The organism is Methanomassiliicoccales archaeon, assembly GCA_038850735.1.
GTDB lineage: Archaea > Thermoplasmatota > Thermoplasmata > Methanomassiliicoccales > JACIVX01 > JACIVX01.
Window position 1 is genome coordinate 83753 of record JAWCLO010000001.1, and the last position, 18285, is coordinate 102037.

General features: G+C 45.9%; 18 protein-coding genes and 1 tRNA gene. 12 read left to right on the top strand and 7 right to left on the bottom strand.

All coding sequences use genetic code 11. The features are described 5' to 3' along the window. The first annotated feature begins 63 nt into the window (after positions 1-63). Genes QW087_00360 through QW087_00375 form a run of 4 tightly spaced genes read left to right on the top strand, consistent with a single transcriptional unit; the run spans position 64 to position 2533 of the window. Positions 64-612: a 30S ribosomal protein S13 gene (locus QW087_00360; protein MEM2943186.1), complete on the top strand. Its 549-nt coding sequence runs from the start codon at positions 64-66 to the stop codon at positions 610-612. 8 nt (positions 613-620) lie between these two features. Beyond that, positions 621-1301: a 30S ribosomal protein S4 gene (locus QW087_00365; protein ID MEM2943187.1), complete on the top strand. Its 681-nt coding sequence runs from the start codon at positions 621-623 to the stop codon at positions 1299-1301. Continuing rightward, positions 1301-1684 carry a 30S ribosomal protein S11 gene (locus QW087_00370; protein MEM2943188.1) on the top strand — a complete coding sequence of 128 codons (384 nt, stop codon included), beginning with the start codon at positions 1301-1303 and terminating at the stop codon, positions 1682-1684. The genes QW087_00365 and QW087_00370 overlap by 1 nt, the downstream gene beginning before the upstream one ends. Positions 1685-1696: 12 nt before the next feature. Further along, positions 1697-2533 (top strand): DNA-directed RNA polymerase subunit D, encoded by an 837-nt coding sequence (locus QW087_00375; GenBank protein ID MEM2943189.1) that lies wholly within the window; start codon positions 1697-1699, stop codon positions 2531-2533. Positions 2534-2552: 19 nt separating this feature from the next. Here the strand turns inward: QW087_00375 and QW087_00380 are convergent, their stop codons facing one another. Then, positions 2553-5858 (bottom strand): DNA polymerase II large subunit, encoded by a 3306-nt coding sequence (locus tag QW087_00380; GenBank protein ID MEM2943190.1) that lies wholly within the window; start codon positions 5856-5858, stop codon positions 2553-2555. Positions 5859-5893: 35 nt separating this feature from the next. Beyond that, positions 5894-6892 carry a GTPase gene (locus tag QW087_00385; GenBank protein MEM2943191.1) on the bottom strand — a complete coding sequence of 333 codons (999 nt, stop codon included), beginning with the start codon at positions 6890-6892 and terminating at the stop codon, positions 5894-5896. A gap of 68 nt (positions 6893-6960) precedes the next feature. Between QW087_00385 and QW087_00390 the strand changes: the two genes are divergently transcribed. Both QW087_00390 and QW087_00395 read left to right on the top strand, forming a co-directional pair. Next, a complete protein-coding gene (locus QW087_00390; GenBank protein ID MEM2943192.1) occupies positions 6961-7686 on the top strand; it encodes an NUDIX domain-containing protein in 726 nt (241 codons plus the stop codon). Positions 7687-7758: 72 nt separating this feature from the next. Further along, positions 7759-8196 carry an Lrp/AsnC family transcriptional regulator gene (locus QW087_00395; protein MEM2943193.1) on the top strand — a complete coding sequence of 146 codons (438 nt, stop codon included), beginning with the start codon at positions 7759-7761 and terminating at the stop codon, positions 8194-8196. 17 nt (positions 8197-8213) lie between these two features. On the opposite strand, the gene QW087_00400 is transcribed toward QW087_00395, so the two are convergent. The 3 genes from QW087_00400 to QW087_00410 form a co-directional block, all read right to left on the bottom strand. Beyond that, on the bottom strand, positions 8214-8777 hold the full coding sequence (locus QW087_00400) for a C-GCAxxG-C-C family protein (protein ID MEM2943194.1): 564 nt from the start codon (positions 8775-8777) through the stop codon (positions 8214-8216). 178 nt (positions 8778-8955) lie between these two features. Then, positions 8956-9591 (bottom strand): MEDS domain-containing protein, encoded by a 636-nt coding sequence (locus tag QW087_00405; GenBank protein MEM2943195.1) that lies wholly within the window; start codon positions 9589-9591, stop codon positions 8956-8958. 312 nt (positions 9592-9903) lie between these two features. After that, the gene (locus tag QW087_00410) at positions 9904-10764 is read right to left on the bottom strand and encodes a hypothetical protein (protein MEM2943196.1); all 861 of its coding nucleotides are present in this window, start codon (positions 10762-10764) and stop codon (positions 9904-9906) included. An 819-nt stretch (positions 10765-11583) separates the two neighbouring features. On the opposite strand from QW087_00410, the gene QW087_00415 reads away from it, so the two are divergent. The 6 genes from QW087_00415 to QW087_00440 all read left to right on the top strand — a co-directional run bounded on the left by QW087_00415 (position 11584) and on the right by QW087_00440 (position 16438). Further along, positions 11584-12339, top strand: a complete 756-nt coding sequence (locus QW087_00415) for a ZIP family metal transporter (GenBank protein MEM2943197.1) — start codon at positions 11584-11586, stop codon at positions 12337-12339. 377 nt (positions 12340-12716) lie between these two features. Then, a complete protein-coding gene (locus QW087_00420) occupies positions 12717-12962 on the top strand; it encodes a hypothetical protein (protein ID MEM2943198.1) in 246 nt (81 codons plus the stop codon). A 331-nt stretch (positions 12963-13293) separates the two neighbouring features. Further along, positions 13294-13719, top strand: a complete 426-nt coding sequence (locus tag QW087_00425; GenBank protein ID MEM2943199.1) for a helix-turn-helix domain-containing protein — start codon at positions 13294-13296, stop codon at positions 13717-13719. A 118-nt stretch (positions 13720-13837) separates the two neighbouring features. After that, positions 13838-13999: a hypothetical protein gene (locus tag QW087_00430; protein MEM2943200.1), complete on the top strand. Its 162-nt coding sequence runs from the start codon at positions 13838-13840 to the stop codon at positions 13997-13999. Continuing rightward, a complete protein-coding gene (locus tag QW087_00435; protein ID MEM2943201.1) occupies positions 13986-15338 on the top strand; it encodes a hypothetical protein in 1353 nt (450 codons plus the stop codon). Before QW087_00430 ends, QW087_00435 begins: the two co-directional genes overlap by 14 nt. 131 nt (positions 15339-15469) lie before the next feature. Continuing rightward, the gene (locus QW087_00440; GenBank protein ID MEM2943202.1) at positions 15470-16438 is read left to right on the top strand and encodes a site-specific integrase; all 969 of its coding nucleotides are present in this window, start codon (positions 15470-15472) and stop codon (positions 16436-16438) included. Here QW087_00440 and QW087_00445 read toward each other — a convergent pair. Together QW087_00445 and ilvD are read right to left on the bottom strand one after the other, a co-directional pair. Beyond that, positions 16420-16493, bottom strand: a tRNA-Ala gene (locus QW087_00445). The genes QW087_00440 and QW087_00445 overlap by 19 nt on opposite strands. Before the next feature lie 127 nt (positions 16494-16620). Next, positions 16621-18267, bottom strand: coding sequence for a dihydroxy-acid dehydratase (gene ilvD, locus QW087_00450; protein MEM2943203.1), 1647 nt, complete (start codon positions 18265-18267; stop codon positions 16621-16623). Between the last annotated feature and the right edge of the window lie 18 nt (positions 18268-18285).

An 18285-nucleotide genomic window follows, 5' to 3' on the forward strand; every position in this document is an offset into this window, starting at 1 on the left:
ATAGAGAAACTCTTAAATACAAACTTGCGTGTAGGGGACTTGCTCCGCGTAGTGATAATGTGATTGAAAGAAACGGAGGTAGGCAGATTGGTCGAAACGAGTGAAATGCAAACAGCAGCAAAAGGCGATTTCAAATACATTGTTCGTTTAGCAAACACTGACCTTGATGGAAACAAGGGAGTGGTTATAGCGCTCCAAAGAATTAAGGGCGTTGGAAATCGAGTAGCTGAGATCATCGCAAGGAAAGCTGGTGTGAGTAGAGTTGAGAAAATAGGCAGCCTACCCGATTCAAAAATCGAAGAAATTGCAAAATTGCTCGAGAACTACGCAGATATTGTACCGAGTTGGGCTGTCAATAGGCCTCACGATTTTGAAACTGGTCTTGACATTCACCTGGTGGGCACAGATCTTGAACTTTATAGGAAAGACGACATCAACAGGATGAAAATGATCAGATGCTACAAGGGCATCAGACACGAAATGGGGCAGAAAGTCAGGGGGCAACGCACCAGGTCGAACGGAAGGACTGGTCTTACGCTTGGTGTGAGCAGGCAGAAGGCGCAGCCAGCAAAGGCCGGAAGCTCAGAAAAGGAAAAATCTGATAAGAAGTAGGTGTTTCAATGGGCGATCCGAAATTTCCTCGTAGAACTTATGATACGCCTTCACATCCCTGGAAAGCTGATAGAATTAGGGAGGAGACTGAGCTTGCCAGGAATTACGGATTGAAGAACAAGAGGGAAATCTGGAAGGCAAAGTCAATCGTCAGGAATCTTCGAAGGCAATCTAGGAATTTGCAGGCAAGGCTTAGATTTGGAGAAGAGCAGGCGAAGATCGAAACGCAGAATCTCATGGCGAGATGCGCTAAGATGGGTCTTTTGCCAATGAGCGGTGCAACTCTTGATGATGTTCTCGGTCTAACAGCAGAGTCTGTCCTCAACAGGCGTCTCCAGACGCTTGTATACAATAAAGGACTGGCAAATACCATGGAGCAGGCTAGACAATTTATCGTCCATGGGCATATATTTGTCAATGGTAGAAAGGTCACGATTCCAGGTTACATCGTGAAAAGGGGAGAGGAGGAGAAGATCGAATTCAACCCTGCTTCTCCGCTTGCAAATGATATGCATCCAATGAGGGTTCTGAAGAAGAAAACCAAGGAAGAAAAGGTTCCCGAGAAAGCGCCAGAGAAGCCTAAGGTACCGACGAAGATCCTCAAGGTTAAGGAAGTTGTTGAGGTTCTTGAAGAAAGCGTGCCGGATCTCGAGGAACTTGATGTTGAAAAGGAAGAGGAGGCTGAGTGATGGGCAAGTGGGGAATTGCGCATATTTTCGCAAGCTACAACAACATCATCATTACGCTTACAGATATAACAGGTGCGGAAACGATTACGAAGTGCTCAGGCGGAATGGTCGTCAAGGCGGCCAAAGATGAGGCGTCGCCATACGCGGCGATGAGGGCTGCCGAACGCGTTGCTGAGATTGCAAAAGAAAAGGGAATAGAAGGGATCCATGTCAAGGTCAGAGCCCCTGGTGGTAATAAGTCGTTGTCTCCCGGACCCGGTGCGCAGGCTGCCATTAGAGCGCTGGCAAGGGCAGGACTTAAAATAGGCCGAATTGAGGATGTTACCCCCATACCGCATGACGGTACGAAGAAGAAGGGCGGACGAAGGGGAAGGCGTGTTTAGAGGCGTCGGACTATGGAAATTAAGATCCTTGAATTAACAGAAACTAAAGCAAAATTTATTCTCTCTGGTGCAAATCCAGAAGTGGCAAATGCACTGAGAAGATGCCTTATTTCGGAAATTCCAAAAATGGCGATTGATACGGTTGAATTCCACCTGGGGCCGATCATGGACGAAGAGGGAAATGAATACGAAAGTGTTAGCCCCCTCTTTGATGAAATCATAGCTCATAGGCTTGGCATGGTACCCGTACCAACTGACCTCGATCTTTTCACTTTCCGCGACAAGTGTTCATGCGGTGGAGAAGGGTGCCCCAGCTGCACGATCATGTACTCGTTGAATAAAAAAGGACCGTGCGAGGTGTATTCGGGCGACCTGGAGCCGCTGGGCGGAAATGAACTCAGAGTGAAGGATGAGCTTATTCCTATAGTGAAGCTCGGTCCTGGGCAGGCGCTTCTAGTATACGCGTCTGCGCAGCTTGGAACGGCGAAGCAGCATGCAAAGTGGCAGGTGACGAACGGCGTGGCATACAAGTACTACCCTGAAATCACCATAGACTACAACAAATGCGAGAACGAAGACGCCTGCGTCGATGTGTGTCCTCGCCGTTGTTTCGGCAAGAAAGACGGAAAGACTGTCGTTGAAGATGCGGAAGCGTGCATTCTCTGCATGGCCTGCGTCGAGGCTTGCTCGAACAAAGCTCTGACGGTCAAAGGAAATACCGAAAAGTTCCTGTTTGAATTTGAGACAGATGGATCGCTCAGTGCTGAGAAAACGCTGATAACTGCTCTCAAGATCCTCGAGAAGAAGTTCGAAGACTTCAGGGAGCTCGTCTCATCGATCGAGTCCTGAGTTTTACTCGCCTCAAAAATTACATGAAATCAGCCAGTGTGCACTTTTTCACTTTATCGTTTTCAAAGAGCGAGTTGATCGAATGTTCAATGAGGGCTATGCGCTGCAATGTGTACGACGGCAGTCCGAACCTGTTGCCTATTTCCTTTGTGATCTCCAAGTATTTCTTGATGCCCTTTTCGTGAACGGTGAGGGTAAGGTTAGCACCGCAGTAGCATTTCCCCTTCAGCGGCATGCGCCTATAATTCGCATTACATTTTGTGCACCGAAGGCGCTGCCCTGAAAAACTGTTGAGATTGCCTATCATGTCCGGCAAGAAATGCCGTGTTATCACTCTATACACAACATCAGTTTCATCAACGGCTCTGATTTTCTTCGCAAGTTCAATCTGTGCGTTCATCTTGTCGATCATCGTTTCGAGCGTCTTGTAAGAGGAATCTTTTGGGCCCGCGGAAATGTCGGTTGTATCATGAGTGAACCCAAAGCCTTCGTACTGAAGAACTGAACCTATCCTCTTTGCCACGAGGTCCATCATCTCTTGCAATTCTTTTGGATGCTTGAAACTCGTCGACGCCTCAAAGAATTCTAAAGGATACGACCAAGCAACATCAATGTTGTGCGCTTCTTTGTCGATCTCGTTCGGATCGATGCGTGTTGTAAGAACAAGAGGCGCATCCATAAGACCTCCCCTTCTGTCAGGGAGATAAGAGCGCGAAAAGTTGATGAGCGCATCAAGCAGCAGAATGCAACTGTCCTCGTCGCCGTCGGCATTTCTCCTCTTTGCTGCGTGGAAGAACGGATGACCATAACCCACATTCGTATCCGTGAAGCCGATGATCCTGCAGAGCACACCACCAGAAGTATGAGGCGCAAGACCCATTGCCAGATGCCCTATCAGTTCCCCGCGGTTGCTCACATTGTAAAAAGGCGCAAGACCATAATGCTTCTGCAAAAGCTCGTCGATGAACTGCGCAACCCGGACAAGGTAGTCGCCGCATGAGTTTGAAGGTATTATGTCCTGGACTTTCAGTTCACACAACTGCGAGGCATCGATGAGCTCATTTCCGAATACATCTTTTACATAACCAAGTTCCCTTGCTCTCTCAACGCTCAGTCCAATTTCCCGAGGTCTGAAGTGCGTCAGCGGTACGTCTGTCATGTCAAATCTGATCGTACCATCTTTGAATACACACACATCATACTTCGCCCTCAGTATTCCCTTTTCGAGGGCTTCAGGGGTCTTGTTCTTCGATATCATGCCTTGGACAGCCTTGATTTCTGGCAAGCTCCGTTCTCCAAGGCGTTCCATTGCATCCTTCACGAGTTTAGAGATATCGACGCGCTGGAGACGAGGTTCCTCTATTGGAACCGTATGAGATCCACACTCGCACGCGCACAGTAGTGTTTTTTTCCCACAGGTTTTGCACTGCCTGATACCAGCTTCGACCTCGATTTCTCCCTCTGATATGGCCTCATTCACCAGCCGCTGCATTCCGCCGCTCTGCCCGAGAGGAAAGAGCACGTGGGGTGGTGGACGCATCTTTCTCTCTTTCGCTTTTTCTGGTCTTGCCATTCTGGCACCAATGCGGGTAACGGCTCTCGGCCGTACAGCGATCCCCATAGCCGCCGAAACTGCTTCGATGGCACTGCGACCATCAAATGGTGCACCCACTACGATCTTTTCTCCCTCATGGGCAAGTCCCAATCCAAGGAGCAGGGGTTCCGCATACTTTTCAAGCACGATCGCAGAGCCGACAATTCTGTGAAGCGCACCTAATTTTTCGAGCGTCAGCTTTGCTTTTGAATCATTTTCAATGTAGAGATGACCGTCGGCCCACCTGGCATGGGCTAATACATACGATCTAAGATCTTTCAATTCATCCAACTCAATATCTGACCAGAAAAGATTGTACTTGGGATGGAGGGGTACGTTGAATTTTTTTGAGAGTTCAATCGATTCCTTGAAGTTTGGATCCTTCCAGTTATCGGGAAGCACGCCAGCTGCCTTTTTCAATTCCTCGCGGTACCACTCAAGAGAGTAGGACCCAGGCACAAGGACGTGGTTGTTTTCAACAAACTCGCCGAATGAAATGAGTATCTCGCCAAGATCGACGATTTCCTTTATCTTTCCGCGGACGATTTCAAATTCCTCAAGAGAGTTGACTTGCACGAGATCGCCATTATCTAGGAGAAGAATCGGTCCTTCGATTGAATCACAGGGGGTAACCGCGCCAGCCTTTCCCGGTCTCTCAAGCTTGATTTGCGTCCCCACGGCAATGAATTCATCGAGAGCATACATGGTGGCTGGATTCAGTCCTACGGCAGCCAGACCTGTCGTCCTCCCCCTACCGTACCTCAATCGAAATCCGCCGATCCTGGAAGGATGCGATAGTACCGGCCTTCCTGCTACGATGTCTTTGAGATACTTATAATCTGGCGCGACGCCTGCAACTTCAGAGTCCTGCGCTGATTTTTTTCGGAGTTCAAGATATTCATTAATGAATTCCCATCCATCAATTCCCAACCGCTTCACGTGCTTCTGTATTTTTGGCGCCTTAAGGCAAAGACCTTCGGCGATAACGAGGCACGCACCTCCTCTTACCTTATTCGTCTGAACCCTCGGGAGATCCCGATATCCTGAGATTTCAACATCCTCTGTGCCCTCACCATCGATACAAACGGGGCAGTTTTTAACGATGAGTTCGATCTCCTCATTCGTAGGCGTATACTGCAGGTGCTGGCACTGCTTGTAAAGCGGTATTTCTTCCTTGAACCGCTGGACTTCCCCATGAGTCGGCTTGTATTTTCCGATGCCGAGTTCTCGTCGCACGACATCGCCGATGAGGACGCTGAGAGCCTGACCCGTTCCGCCAGCTGATCGTATAGGACCGGCAAAAGAAATAGTGAGATACTCGCTTCCGTCTGGATTTCGACCGATTTTCACACCAGCAATTCCCTCAAGCGGAGCAACGAGGATTCCTTCAGTAAGCACGGCGAGCCCGACCCTGATAGCCCTATCAATCGCATCTTCTCTTGATTTGGCGGGATTGCTGGCAATTTCTTTTGCAAGGAGGAGAGAAACTTCCTCCCGATCGTGGTTTCTGCTCAATGTTCTGATCTTTTCAGCAACGCCTTCAACATCCCATGAGGCGAGAAGTTTCTCCACTCTCATCGCAAGGTCGTCAGCCCTTGGTATTTCGACATAAGTCTCAGGATCAAGACCTCTCGCCCTTGCCTTCCTTGCAAGGGCATAGCACCGGTCAAGTTCGCCTGCTAAATGCTCAAAATACCTTTTCATTTCCTCGCTACAGGCGACTTCTTTCATCGTCCCCCTTCTCTTTCAAAGCATGGCATTTCCGACTAAATAACTATCGAGTCAACCGCATTCGCATCGCCAGATCTGCTCAGCATATCGACAAGGACTCTAACCAATTCCTCGACACCTTCACCCGTGAGCGCCGAAATCTTCAATCTGGGGCTGTCCGTTTTCAAAATATCGGATTTGTTCTCCACCTCGATCATCGGGATTCCAGAAAAACTCATTTTCACAGATTCTAACAAAGCGAGCTGGCTTTCGAGCGCGTAACCAGATGTTTCTGTGGGATCGATAAGGAAGATAATGACGTCTGCGAGATGCTTAAGCGCTAGTATAGCCTGCAACTCTATCTTATTGCGATCTTCGAGTTTCCTGTCGAGCAACCCCGGTGTGTCGATCACCTGATACCTCCGCCTGCCGGCCTCAAAATGACCAATGCCTATCCCCTGCGTTGTAAAAGGATAAGGCGCAATCTTTGGCTTCGCGCTTGAGATTCTTTCAACGAGCTGGCTCTTTCCTACATTGGGAAAGCCTGCCACTACGGCGGTAGGGATAGATGAATCCACCTCAGGGATCTCTTTCAATTTGTCCCTTGCATAGCCGATGAATCTCAAATCTGCGTCAATCTGCCTAACAAGCGAGGACAGCCTCCCGTAAAACTCCCTTCTCAACCTAGAAACATCGTCAATCGCTGCTGCCTTGCTAATTCTGTTCTTATACTCCTTTTCAAGTTCTAGCGTCTTTTGTGAAGCCCAGTTGAGTCCTCCTAGAGACTTTTTCAGTGCGTCGATGCCCAGGATGACATCTATGAGTTCCATATCGAACTCGCTGCTCCTCGAAAGGCTGGGGAATGCCTTCACGTACTTCTCAAGGCTGGTGGCGATAATGTCGCCGGCTGCAGAAACTTTCGAGATTGCAGTTTTTCTCGCAGCATCGAGTCTATTCGTTCCTTTCTTTTGCACTTTCGAAGCTCGCTTAAAGGCCTTGTCGAGCAGCTCCTTTGACTGCAGTATCGTTGGGATCTTCTTTCGTTTGACAGCCACAGGGGAGGTAAATTACTACAGAAGCTTTAATCTATCATGACACGAAATTTCTTCGCAATGGTGGTCGTTTGGATTACGAGGTTGATTACAGGATCTGGCTGAAAAAGGGCGGTCATTTTCTCTTGAGCGATGGACGAGCGAAACTGCTGCGTCTGGTGAAGGAGTGCGGATCTCTTTCAAAGGCTGCTACAGAAATGAAAATGTCCTACAGGCATGCATGGGGTGCGATCAAGAAAATAGAGGATGCACTCGGTGCAAAGGTCGTTGTTTCTGAAAGAGGGGGTCTCGAAGGCGGGGTTTCGAAGCTGACGCCAGAGGGGGAAAAGCTACTCGAGCAATACGATCTCCAGAAAAAGCTTTTCGAGGAGCAGCTCAAAATGCTATACAAGAAACCTACTATTGCCACAGATGGAATTGTGGTCATCGATGGAAAAATTCTTTTGGTAAGGAGGGGGAAGGAGCCGTTCAAGGGGAAGTTCGCACTACCGGGCGGCATTGTTGAATATGGCGAGACAGTTGAACACTGCGTCGTGAGAGAGTTGTTGGAGGAGACCGGACTCAAAACGAGGATCCTTGAAATCCTCGGCGTGTATTCCGATCCCAGTCGTGATCCGCGCGGACACTTCATTTCTATCGTTTTTCACCTCCAGAAGGTGGGGGGTGAACTCAAATCAGGTGATGATGCTAGTGCAGTCGAACTCTTACCGATCAACAATCTTCCAGAACTTGCATTCGACCATCAGAAGATTGTCGATGATTTCTTGGCAAGAAAACACTCGGATCCGCTTTTGTGACTTCTCTCGCCTTGGGACTTCATTCATGCTGAAAAATATATTTACGCATCGGGCAATATTCCAATGACCTACATGGAAGACGATCTCGACAGGGAAATACTGCGATTACTGCAGAAAAATGCTAAGATCACGTGCGAGGAGATCGGCAAGATACTGAATCGATCACCTTCTACTATAAGAGACAGGATCAAGCGCTTGGAGGAGATGAGGATCATTTTGGGGTATGCAGCGATAGTAGATTACGAGCGACTCGGTATCACGGCCGATGCCATTATCGCTGCCGATATTGACCCTACAAATTACCCGGCGGCGGTCTCTTCGCTTTTTTCCATTGAAAACGTGATAGAGATACTCAACGTCTCGGGGGAAAGAAGAGTCATGATAAGGATGAGGGCAAAAGATAACAGGGAGCTTGCAGACCTCATTGAAAAGAAAATAAAACCTTTAGGCTTCAGGAATATTGAGACAATCGTAGTGCTGAAGCCAATCGTTAGATATCCCGGTCTGTGATGGACGGACTATGGAGGCTACTGAATCCGCCGTGCGTTTTCATAAATCGCTTCGATAATCTTCGTCTTTCCTGTCCTTTCCAGCTCGTCGAGTATGATTCTAGCAGCCCACACTGCTGCCTGTGCCACCAATTCGGGACATTTATTTCCCTGATACGCGACCTTGTCAAACGAAATGTAGTCTTCCGGACTCCAGAGGTTGTAGCTCCTACCAAGGTAATTCTTCTGGATTTCCCTGCAGACCACGCTTCCGTACCTCTCAATGAATTTTTCGCTTAACTCTTTCGAAAGGCGGTAAGCGATCATACGCTTCTTCTCGGGATCTTTGAATTCCGCCCTTTCCCTGCCAAAGAACAGCCCTATAGCCATCACACCGCCTGAAAGCGCCCCACAGGAACCTAGCGTTGTCAAACCAGCGCCACCTGAAAGGCCGCTCGCAGATCTGAAGACATTGTCATCCCTTACGCCCATCACGTCTTGAAGAGCGGCGAGACAGGCCTGGGCACATCCCCTGTTTTCTTTTTCGTACTTGAATGCAAGTTCCCTGACCCTTTGTAAAATGAATTCTAGATCTAATGCCATTATTTCCGAAATCATCTGGAGATTATAAATAATCTCTAATGGAGAATTGCAAGAAAGATGAAGAATTGAAATAAAGTCCTCACCGAATTGGGTCTGTAATTCCAGAGAAATCCACAGACTCTATCAAGATCTGTGAACCATTCCAGTTTAAAGTTCGAAGGTATCGGATTATAAATCCTCAGATTCTAACAATCGGCCTCGAGAAATCGCCAGAAGGAGATGGGGATAATTGAAAATTTCCCAGCTTCCTTGAGATCACCCAGCACCTTCTTTCAAGAATCCCTCCTTGAAGTAATAACTGATGAACTCTAGCGAGCCGGTCCAGCTGATCCTCAGAAAAGAGCTTTGAATCATATTGACACATGATCCTCAGATTATCAGGCACTCCACGCAGATCGATCGCGCATTCATAGCGAACAAATGAATCAAAAAACGAAGGGTAATCGCTGAGCCAGGAGATATCACCGACAACCGTTGCGCCACGATAACCATTATTGCTGAGTTTTATACTCAGTTCTTCCCAAAACCTCAACATGCGGTCTATTTCAAAATGTTCGTCAGGACAGTAGGTGGCAAATGACGGCAAAGCTCGCAGCTTTCGTTCATCGAGGCCATCTTCTATGCTGCGACGTGTTTTTGTATTCTTGCATTGCTCGATTTCTCTCTCAATATCCAAGTCGGTCACATAAACGATAATTTCATCATCAGGCGTGAAATCAATCAAATCAGAGAGAGACTCGATCGACTCAAATTTGCTTCGGAAGATGTGCATGACGTGATCCCGCTTTCGAAATCTCTCCGGCCACATTTGCATTTATTGATTTCTCCCTGCAACCCTTCTGATAATAGAGGTGTAAGGAAGCAAATGATATAAGTTAATTGCTCACCAATTTAGCCTATTCCTTATTGTCTTCTTACGATGCGAGCGTGTTTTTTGGGCAAATCCAGCGAATATGTCATGAGGAAATTTGAAACCAATACTGAAGATTTCGCCGCATGCATCGGAACGGTTTTTGCTTTACACTAAAATTATGAAAATCGCGTTCTCAATAGAGCTGTCAAGATGACATGAGTTCTATAACCTCAGCCTACGCAGAAACAGTGCTCCCAGTGTATTCTGTATATTTCATTCTGCGTTGATATCGACGAGTGGCGCGATCCTTTCAATCGAGGATTTCATGAAATTTTCGTCCTCGATAACAAGCTTCATCGCCCTATGCGTGCAGAATTCAACGCACCTTGCACAGCCTTTGCAGAGGTTTTGATTTATTGATGCTCTCTCTCCTTGTATTTTTATTGCATTAACAAAACAAATTTGCTTCGATACGCATCGACCACACCCAGTGCAGAGATTCTGCTCGACCTCGACGCGTATACCAGGCATTCTTGTGACCGTGCTGCCTATCTTATTCGAAAGGTATGGTATCATCTTCCACAGACAGCAGCACGGACAGCAACTGCAAATCGAAAGAAGATCCTCCTTGGGACTGTTCGAAAACACCATAGCATCGATTTTATTTCGGCCTATCAAATGCACAAGACCAGCTTCCCTACATTTTCTCAGGTGCTCAAGCGCTTCTTCCTTCGTTGCCAGTCTTCCCAATCGGCTGTCAATTTTCAAGACGCCCCTTCCGAGGAATATGCAACCCAGCTCGTGCGGATAATCTTTACAGCTGTTGGATTCCCTACAGATGCAATGATTCATGATAAAGTGGTACCGCGATTTTTCTATGAAGTGCTCGATGATCTTGGATGGAAGGACTATCGATTCTAGCTCGACCGCAATATTCAAGCTGATCTTCCTTGATGGTTCCCGATTCTTTGCGAGCGCACTTTCCATCGGGAGAATGATTATGTCGTCGTCTTCAAAGAATGCAAATTCGATCATTCGACCAAAAACAGGAAACTTTGTTAATTTTGCGAGTAAAAAGCGCTTTTTGAAGAAACGTTTCACCAACTTAATAGCTAGGACAGTTCTAATACTCATGTTCACCTTGAGAAAAGAACTCTAATGAATTTAGAATTTTGGAAATGTGTCCAAACCCCTGATTGTTACTTTTCACGCCCTAATCGATAACTCTAAAAAAAGAATTTTACTTCGCAGTCAGTCTATCTAGGCATAGAGCCGTCGATCTTTTGAAGGAAAGAACAGGGTAAGTGTTATAGAGGGGCGCTTCAAATGCGGACACCTAACGAATGACGTACTTCTAAGGCTTTTCAAAAAGAAATCCTCTTACTAGATTTTTCTAAAAGGTGTATTCAAAAAGACCGTGTCTTGGAGTTAATAGCCAAGGATTTGAAAATGAAGAGCAAACTCAGTCCTGTATCAAATACCCAGTAAGGGAAACGCAGAGATCTAATAGCCATTGGGTACAAGAGCTCCTATCGAGCTTCAGGAAAGTGATAATTCAAAGCTGTCTCTATAAATGCACATCGGTTTTCAATGACGAGAATCTAAAAAGAGTTACCCTTGAAAAAGAAGCATTCAAGAGGACATTGGAAAGGTACGTCAATGTGAGACTCTTCCCGCATAACTGAATCCCTAAAGGCATGATTAATATGGCAGAGGTTAGAGAACACTCGATGGTCTTCTCGCGACAGTGCAATCTAATTCTGAAATACGAAAAGCAAAAGAAATTAATTCAATCTAAATAAAGATACCCGCAAAATTTAGATTGAAAGTCTATCACTCTCAAAGTTTTTATTCGAAAATTGAAATAGGTTAGATGAATTTTCAATATATAATTTATAATTTATACATGATTTAAATGGTATTTTAAGAAAACTAGATAAATATAGGTATCTGTTGACGTTAGGTGCAGAAGCAATCTTCCTTGGATCAATCGGCAGCTTTCTAGCAGGCCTAGCAACAGGAGCAGGCGCCCTGCCCATATTGTTTATTCGGAAACTCTCAGATAGGATGCTCGATGTGATGCTTGGACTTTCCGCAGGCATCATGCTTGCTGCTACGTTCTTCAGCCTCCTTATTCCAGCAATAGATTTCGGAGGAGTTGGGATTGCCATATTAGGAATAATCATTGGAGCGCTTGTACTTCACCTAGCAGATCGCTTCATTCCTCACACTCATGCAATCATCGGAAACGAAGGAAGTCCTGCAAGAATTGCAGGCGTGTGGCTTCTCATATTAGCGATGACGATACACAACTTCCCAGAAGGGCTTGCAGTAGGCGTGAGTTTTGGGGGAGAAGGGGTTGCGACAGGTATTGAAGTTGCAACAGCAATCGGTTTACAAAATATGCCAGAGGGTTTAGCAGTTGCATTGCCATTGGTGGGAATGGGTTACAGCAAAATTAGAGCGATCGGATATAGCACACTAACAGGTCTCGTTGAGCCCATTGGAGGAGTTCTGGGCGCTGGTTTAGTAACAATCTTTCATTTTATACTGCCGTTGGCACTTGCCTTTGCAGCCGGAGCAATGATTTTTGTTGTCAGCGATGAGATGATACCTGAAAGTCACAGAAAGGGGTTTGAAAGGCAGGCCACGTTTGGACTGATCATTGGCTTCATCGTCATGATGATGCTTGATTCAATGCTGGACTAGGCACTCCTAATTGTAAAATGAAATGCAATCATTCAAATGTCCAACCAGCCCACTAGATTTGATCCAAAAAGTCATCATAAAACATTTTTTTAGGCTGATTTCAAGAAACCTTCGTCAAATTTGATAAGCATTTAGTGAGCATATTATAATTTTCAACTTGCTTCTTAATAGTCTTTTGAAAATTTGCCGTGAACTCTATTTCAATCAGTGCTTAAGATTTGACGATCACTCTCCTCAAGCTGGAGACTTTTTTGTAAGAATTTCAAAGTAATTCGATTGTAGAAATGCAACAAGAAAAGATATTTGTAACTTTGATTCAAACACCTCGAATTTTCTTTCTTTTATATACTTATTCACAATTCAACTTTTTAGGATGAATGGAAAAAGCCAGCGTTGTGAGTGGACCGAGTGGGATTTCTTACTCTGAAAACAACTGGATAGAGGCTAAAAGTGCCCTAAATCGGGCACCTCGCTGTGGAGGAGATCGAATCCCCTTCATATCGGAATACATACAAATCAATCCCGTCATATCGTGGAAACTACTCCTTAACAAAGGTAACAAGGTAACACTTTTGACATCTGGATCAGGTGTTACCTTTGTGTTACCTTTGTTTGAAAGGTAACAGTTTCCGATATCTGGATTATTTATATAAAAGGTAACACAATAAAATTATGGGACAAAAGCCATTATTAAGACTAGGAATATGTGAATTGTAAGCGTATCAATTCGACAATTTTCAATCCTCTTTTCTTATCAAGACTTTCATATGGTCAACAATCCGAAAGATTACCAATTTCTTTTAATTGGATCAATTTTATAACAATGAATCGTCTCGTTTCATCATTGTGACATAATAACCATTATATTTCAGTGTATATTCCGTAGCATTTCCAGGTACTTTATAAACGATGGTTGTCGTATAATTGATGCATTATATATATTATTGATAGCAAATGAAAAGCGAAATCAGACAGCGGGGACTTCAAGACGAAATAATCAACATGAGGCTTCTTGGAAAGACTTACCAAGAAATAGCAGATCAATTTGGCTTAAGTGTGAGCCAAGTAGGAAGATTTCTGAAGAGGCAGACGAGATTTTCAATTTTTCCGCAAGTTTCTCAGCTAAAAAAAGAAATTTCCCGAGAATTTGCAGATTCAGAGCTCAAGAAACAGCTATCCGAGTATGAAACACTCTTCAACAATGCGCTTACAAATAATAACGAAAAAATGGCTTATCGGTGGGCGGCTTTAAGGCTCGAATGCCTAAAGCTTATTTACAAAGTATATTCCGGCGCCGAAGGGCCATCGACGATAAAAGTGATTTTTGAACAAGTAAAAGCTGATGAGAAAAATATAAATAATGCTTCTTCAACATCTTGACAGCCAGCATATCCTGTAACTCGTTTGTGCACTATATTGTGCATTATATATATCATTGAGAAGTCGAGGCATCTGAAACCTTGACTCTCAGGAATGATAAAATATGAGAGAAGAAGACATGAAAACGGATGTTTCTTTTGGGCTTGTTTTGCGAGTGCCAATCGAAGTTATTCCTCTGTTAAAGAGGAAAATCTTCGAGGTTGAAGGCGTCCGAACAGTGTATTATCGGATCAGTGCCAAGCATCTTGTAATAAAGGAGGAGGAAGATGCCGAGTGCTGAGATCCTCGACATCGAGCCATACAGAGAGAACGGAGAGGTGTACCTTGCGATAGTCTTTTCAAACTCTCAGGTTAAGTATGTGGAAAGGAAAAGTTTAAGAAAATGGAAAGAACAAGCCACTGAAGAAAAGGATATCAAATTTCAAACGCTCCTGCTAAACTACGAGAAGAATATTTTTTGGGAAACAGCAGATACGCCGCTCCCTTCAGGGGTTGATGAAGATATAGATCTCTTCATGTTGCAAAGGGACATCCAGAGATGCATGAATGACTATATTGTACTAAATGACAGCAGATATTACACTCTGGTAGCACATTTTATCATGTGCACCTGGGTTCACGAAGCATTTAATCACGCCCCGAGGTTGCTCATTTATGCCCCTACTCGCTCGGGAAAAACCCAACTTATCAGATTCCTAAGCGCCATGTGCTACAGGGGACATGATTACACCAATCCGAGCGTTGCAGCGCTCTATAGAGATATAGAAGAATACCACCCAACGATCTGCATTGATTCGTGGCAAAGGATCAACGATGAAAGAAAGAAAGAACTCGAATGGATCTACGAAAAGGGCTTCACAAGGGGAGGCAGTGTAGCAAGGGTAAACAACGACGGAGGAAAAGTGCAGAGGTTCCGAGTCTTCTCATTTATGGCAGTAGCAACTAAAGACCTCAATATCCCAGAGGATCTGCAGAATAGAAGCATTCTCATTCCAATGAGCGAGGGGAAACCCGAGAAAAAGAACTTCGACCTGGAAGAAATCAGCAAAATCAAGAGTATGCTCCTTGGTTTGCGTTTCGCATTCCTTACCGGCAAGACTAGTGTTGAATCAAAGGAAGTCAATAATACGTCATTGGACCCAAGGTCAATAGACATGGCAGCCACTCTTTTATCACTCTGCACGAACGAGGATAATGAAGAAGCAATCCTCTCCCTCATTGAAGAAGCTCAAGAGGCTTCAAAAGAAGCTTTGAAAGAGACAACAGAAGCTGACGTATTCTATGCGCTTTGTGAGGTCATTAAGGAGAAGTTGCTCGCCTCAATTGATCAAAAGCTTGATCCATCTTCGATAACTGTCTCTGAAGTGACAGAAAAGGTAAATGAAGGCAGAGAATACCATCTGACGCACAAAAGGGTCGGACAATTACTCAGAACGCTTGGCTTTGAGTTAAGAAAGGGAAGCAGGAACAGGACATATTTCACCAGAAAGCACTTTCACAGCGTATTTAAGAACAACTGCAGCAAATTCGGTGTTACCATTGATGTTACCTTTGACGAAGGTAACACAAAGGTAACACCTGATCCAGATGTCAAAAGTGTTACCTTGTTACCTTTGTAGGGGGGTAGGGCAGCAGTGTACTTTCGGTGCATATATCAATAATAGTATAAAGAACTAGAAATAAATAATAACGCAGTGCCTCAGCATGCCTTTTATACCGGCAACCCCTACTTCAGTGATGGAGGAGCCTTATGCCGACGAAATTGAGACTCCTCCGCAGCGATATTGAAAAGTATCTCAGCGAGCTCACGGAAGGGGGCAGGAGCTCCGTGACAATCAGAGACTACAGATATACATTAAATAAACTCTTCCAAGCCCTGAACGACTCAGGCAGAGAAATTAATCCCAGAAAGGTAACAAGAGAAGACATCCTCTTTCTAAAGGACGAGTTTCTTACTGGGGGAGAAAGATACAAGAAAAATGCGATATCGATCCTTCTCTCCTTTCTCAAGTGGTCTGGAAACACTGAGTCCACAAAATGGCGGTTTGGCTATGGCGATATTTCTCCGAAGAACATCCGTTGGTTGACCGACGAGCAGGCAGCTCTGGTCAGATTGGAGGCGAGAGGCATCGAGAGGATCATCGTGCACCTCGAACTCGATTTGGGATTGAGAAGGTGCGGCGTGCTGAACCTAAAGCTAAAGGACTTCTACAGAGGAAGGCAAAACACCATCCACGTGCTTGAAAAGGGTAGAAATGGAGGGAAGCCGAGGATCATCCCTTGGGATCCCGAGACGGAGATGTATCTAGCGGAATACCTTGAGCTGAGGGAAAGAGAAATCGAAGAGGCGAAAAAGAAGAACCCCGATGTCAAAATCCCAGAGAACCTGCTCATATACGAAAGGGGAGGGAAGCTGCATCCTTACAGGAAGTCAGCAATCAACAAGATTCTCGATCATCTGGGCAAGCGCCTAGGCTTTCCCCTGTCGAACCACGACCTCAGGAGGACATGCGGAAGGCAGATGTATTTCTCCGGAGTGCCGATTGAGGAGATTGCGATGATGCTAGGGCACTCGGATACGAAGACGACTCTTCATTATTTAGGCATCAACACCGATCATTTAACGGAAGCCCAGAAGAAGTATGCTGAGTACAGAAGTGCCCTAAATCGGGCACTTTTTGAGAAAGCCAGCGTTGTGAGTGGACCGAGTGGGATTTGAACCCACGGCCTCCTGCTTGCAAAGCAGACGATCTTCCAGGCTGATCTATCGGCCCGCTGGAATGGCGTAGTATCTCATTTATTCATATAAATTTCGCTCGCTCTAGACCCTATACTTAGTTGACGAGATCAAAAGACTCACAAGAATTGAAAAATAAATAAAGATAGAGAATACAAAACTGCTCATTTGCATATAGCACCCCTTGCCGCACTAGATACCAGCTGACGATACTTCATAAGAATGCCTCTCACTTGTTTCTCAGGGATGCGCGCTTTCGACAATCGATTCTGGATTTCGTCATCCGAAACCACGAGTTCAAGCCTCCTTTTCGGTATATCAATGAGGATTTCGTCGCCATCCCTTACAGCAGCAATCGGCCCTCTCTCGTATGCTTCTGGTGCTACGTGTCCTATACAGGGTCCGCGCGTGGCACCAGAGAATCTCCCGTCTGTGATGAGGGCCACACTCTCTGAAAGTCCCATGCCAGCAATCAGACTCGTTGGTGAAAGCATCTCCGGCATCCCGGGTCCTCCCTTTGGACCAACGTACCGTATGACGACGACATCCCCCTCTGCAATCTTTCCCTTCGAAATCGCCTCGATTGCATCGCGCTCCGAATCGAATACCCTTGCTTTTCCTTTGAATTTCAACATGTTCTTACTCACAGCTGCCTGCTTCACAACCGAGCCTTCGGGAGCAAGATTGCCGTAAAGCACTGCAATTCCTCCTTCACTGTGAAACGGCCTTGTGATAGGTCTGATCGCCTCGCAGTCGTAGATCCTCGCCTCATCGGCAATCTGATAGATCGTCTTTCCGGAGACCGTCATGACATCCGCAAGTTTACTCTTGAGCCTCTTGAGAACGGCAGGCACACCTCCCGCTCTTTCAAAGTCGCTCATGAAGTAGGGTCCGCTAGGCCTGAGGCTCATGATGTGAGGTATTTCCCTTGAAACCTTGTCAAATGTTTTCAGCTGGATGTCATAACCAAACTCGGCTGCGATCGCAGGGATGTGCAGCGTCGTATTCGTCGATCCACCGATAGCCATATCGACTTTGATCGCGTTGATGAAAGTTTCTTTTGTTACAAATTTGCTGGGCTTCACACCCTTGCGCACTAATTCAACAATTCTCCTCCCGGTCTCCCTTGCGATTTCTCTTTTCTTCCTGCTGATCGCGAGTGACGTGCCGCAACCAACGAGACTAAAACCCATAGCCTCTGTAAGGCACGCCATAGTGTTTGCCGTAAAGAGACCGGCACAAGACCCCTCTCCGGGACAGGCGAACTTCTCTACAATTTCGACTTTTCTACCATCTGCCTTGCCGGCAGCGTACTCACCGAGAACCTCGAATACGCTCTGCGTATCGTATTTTTCATCGTCAGCGCAGCCTTCTAACATGGGGCCGCCTGTAAGAATGATACCTGGAATATCAAGCCTGCCGAGGGCCATCAGCATGCCCGGCGTGATCTTGTCGCAATTTGTGATGCCGACCCACCCATCGAAGCAGTGCGCTTCAATCATGAGCTCGACACAATCGGATATCGTTTCCCTCGACGGCAGTGCAAAGCGCATGCCATCGTGGCCCATTGCGATGCCGTCGCAAACGCCGGGCAGACCAAAGGTGAACGGGATCCCACCAGCCTCAATTATTCCTTTTTTCACCTCTTCAAGAAGCCTATTCAAGTGAATATGACCGGGAATGACCTCATTCCACGAATTCGCTACCCCTATGAATGGTTTCGAAAAATCATCGTCAACCAATCCAGTCGCCCGGAAAAGCGCTCTGCTCGGCGCCTTTTCCAGACCCTTCTTTACTGTATCGCTCCTCATGTTTTTCCCCAAAAATTG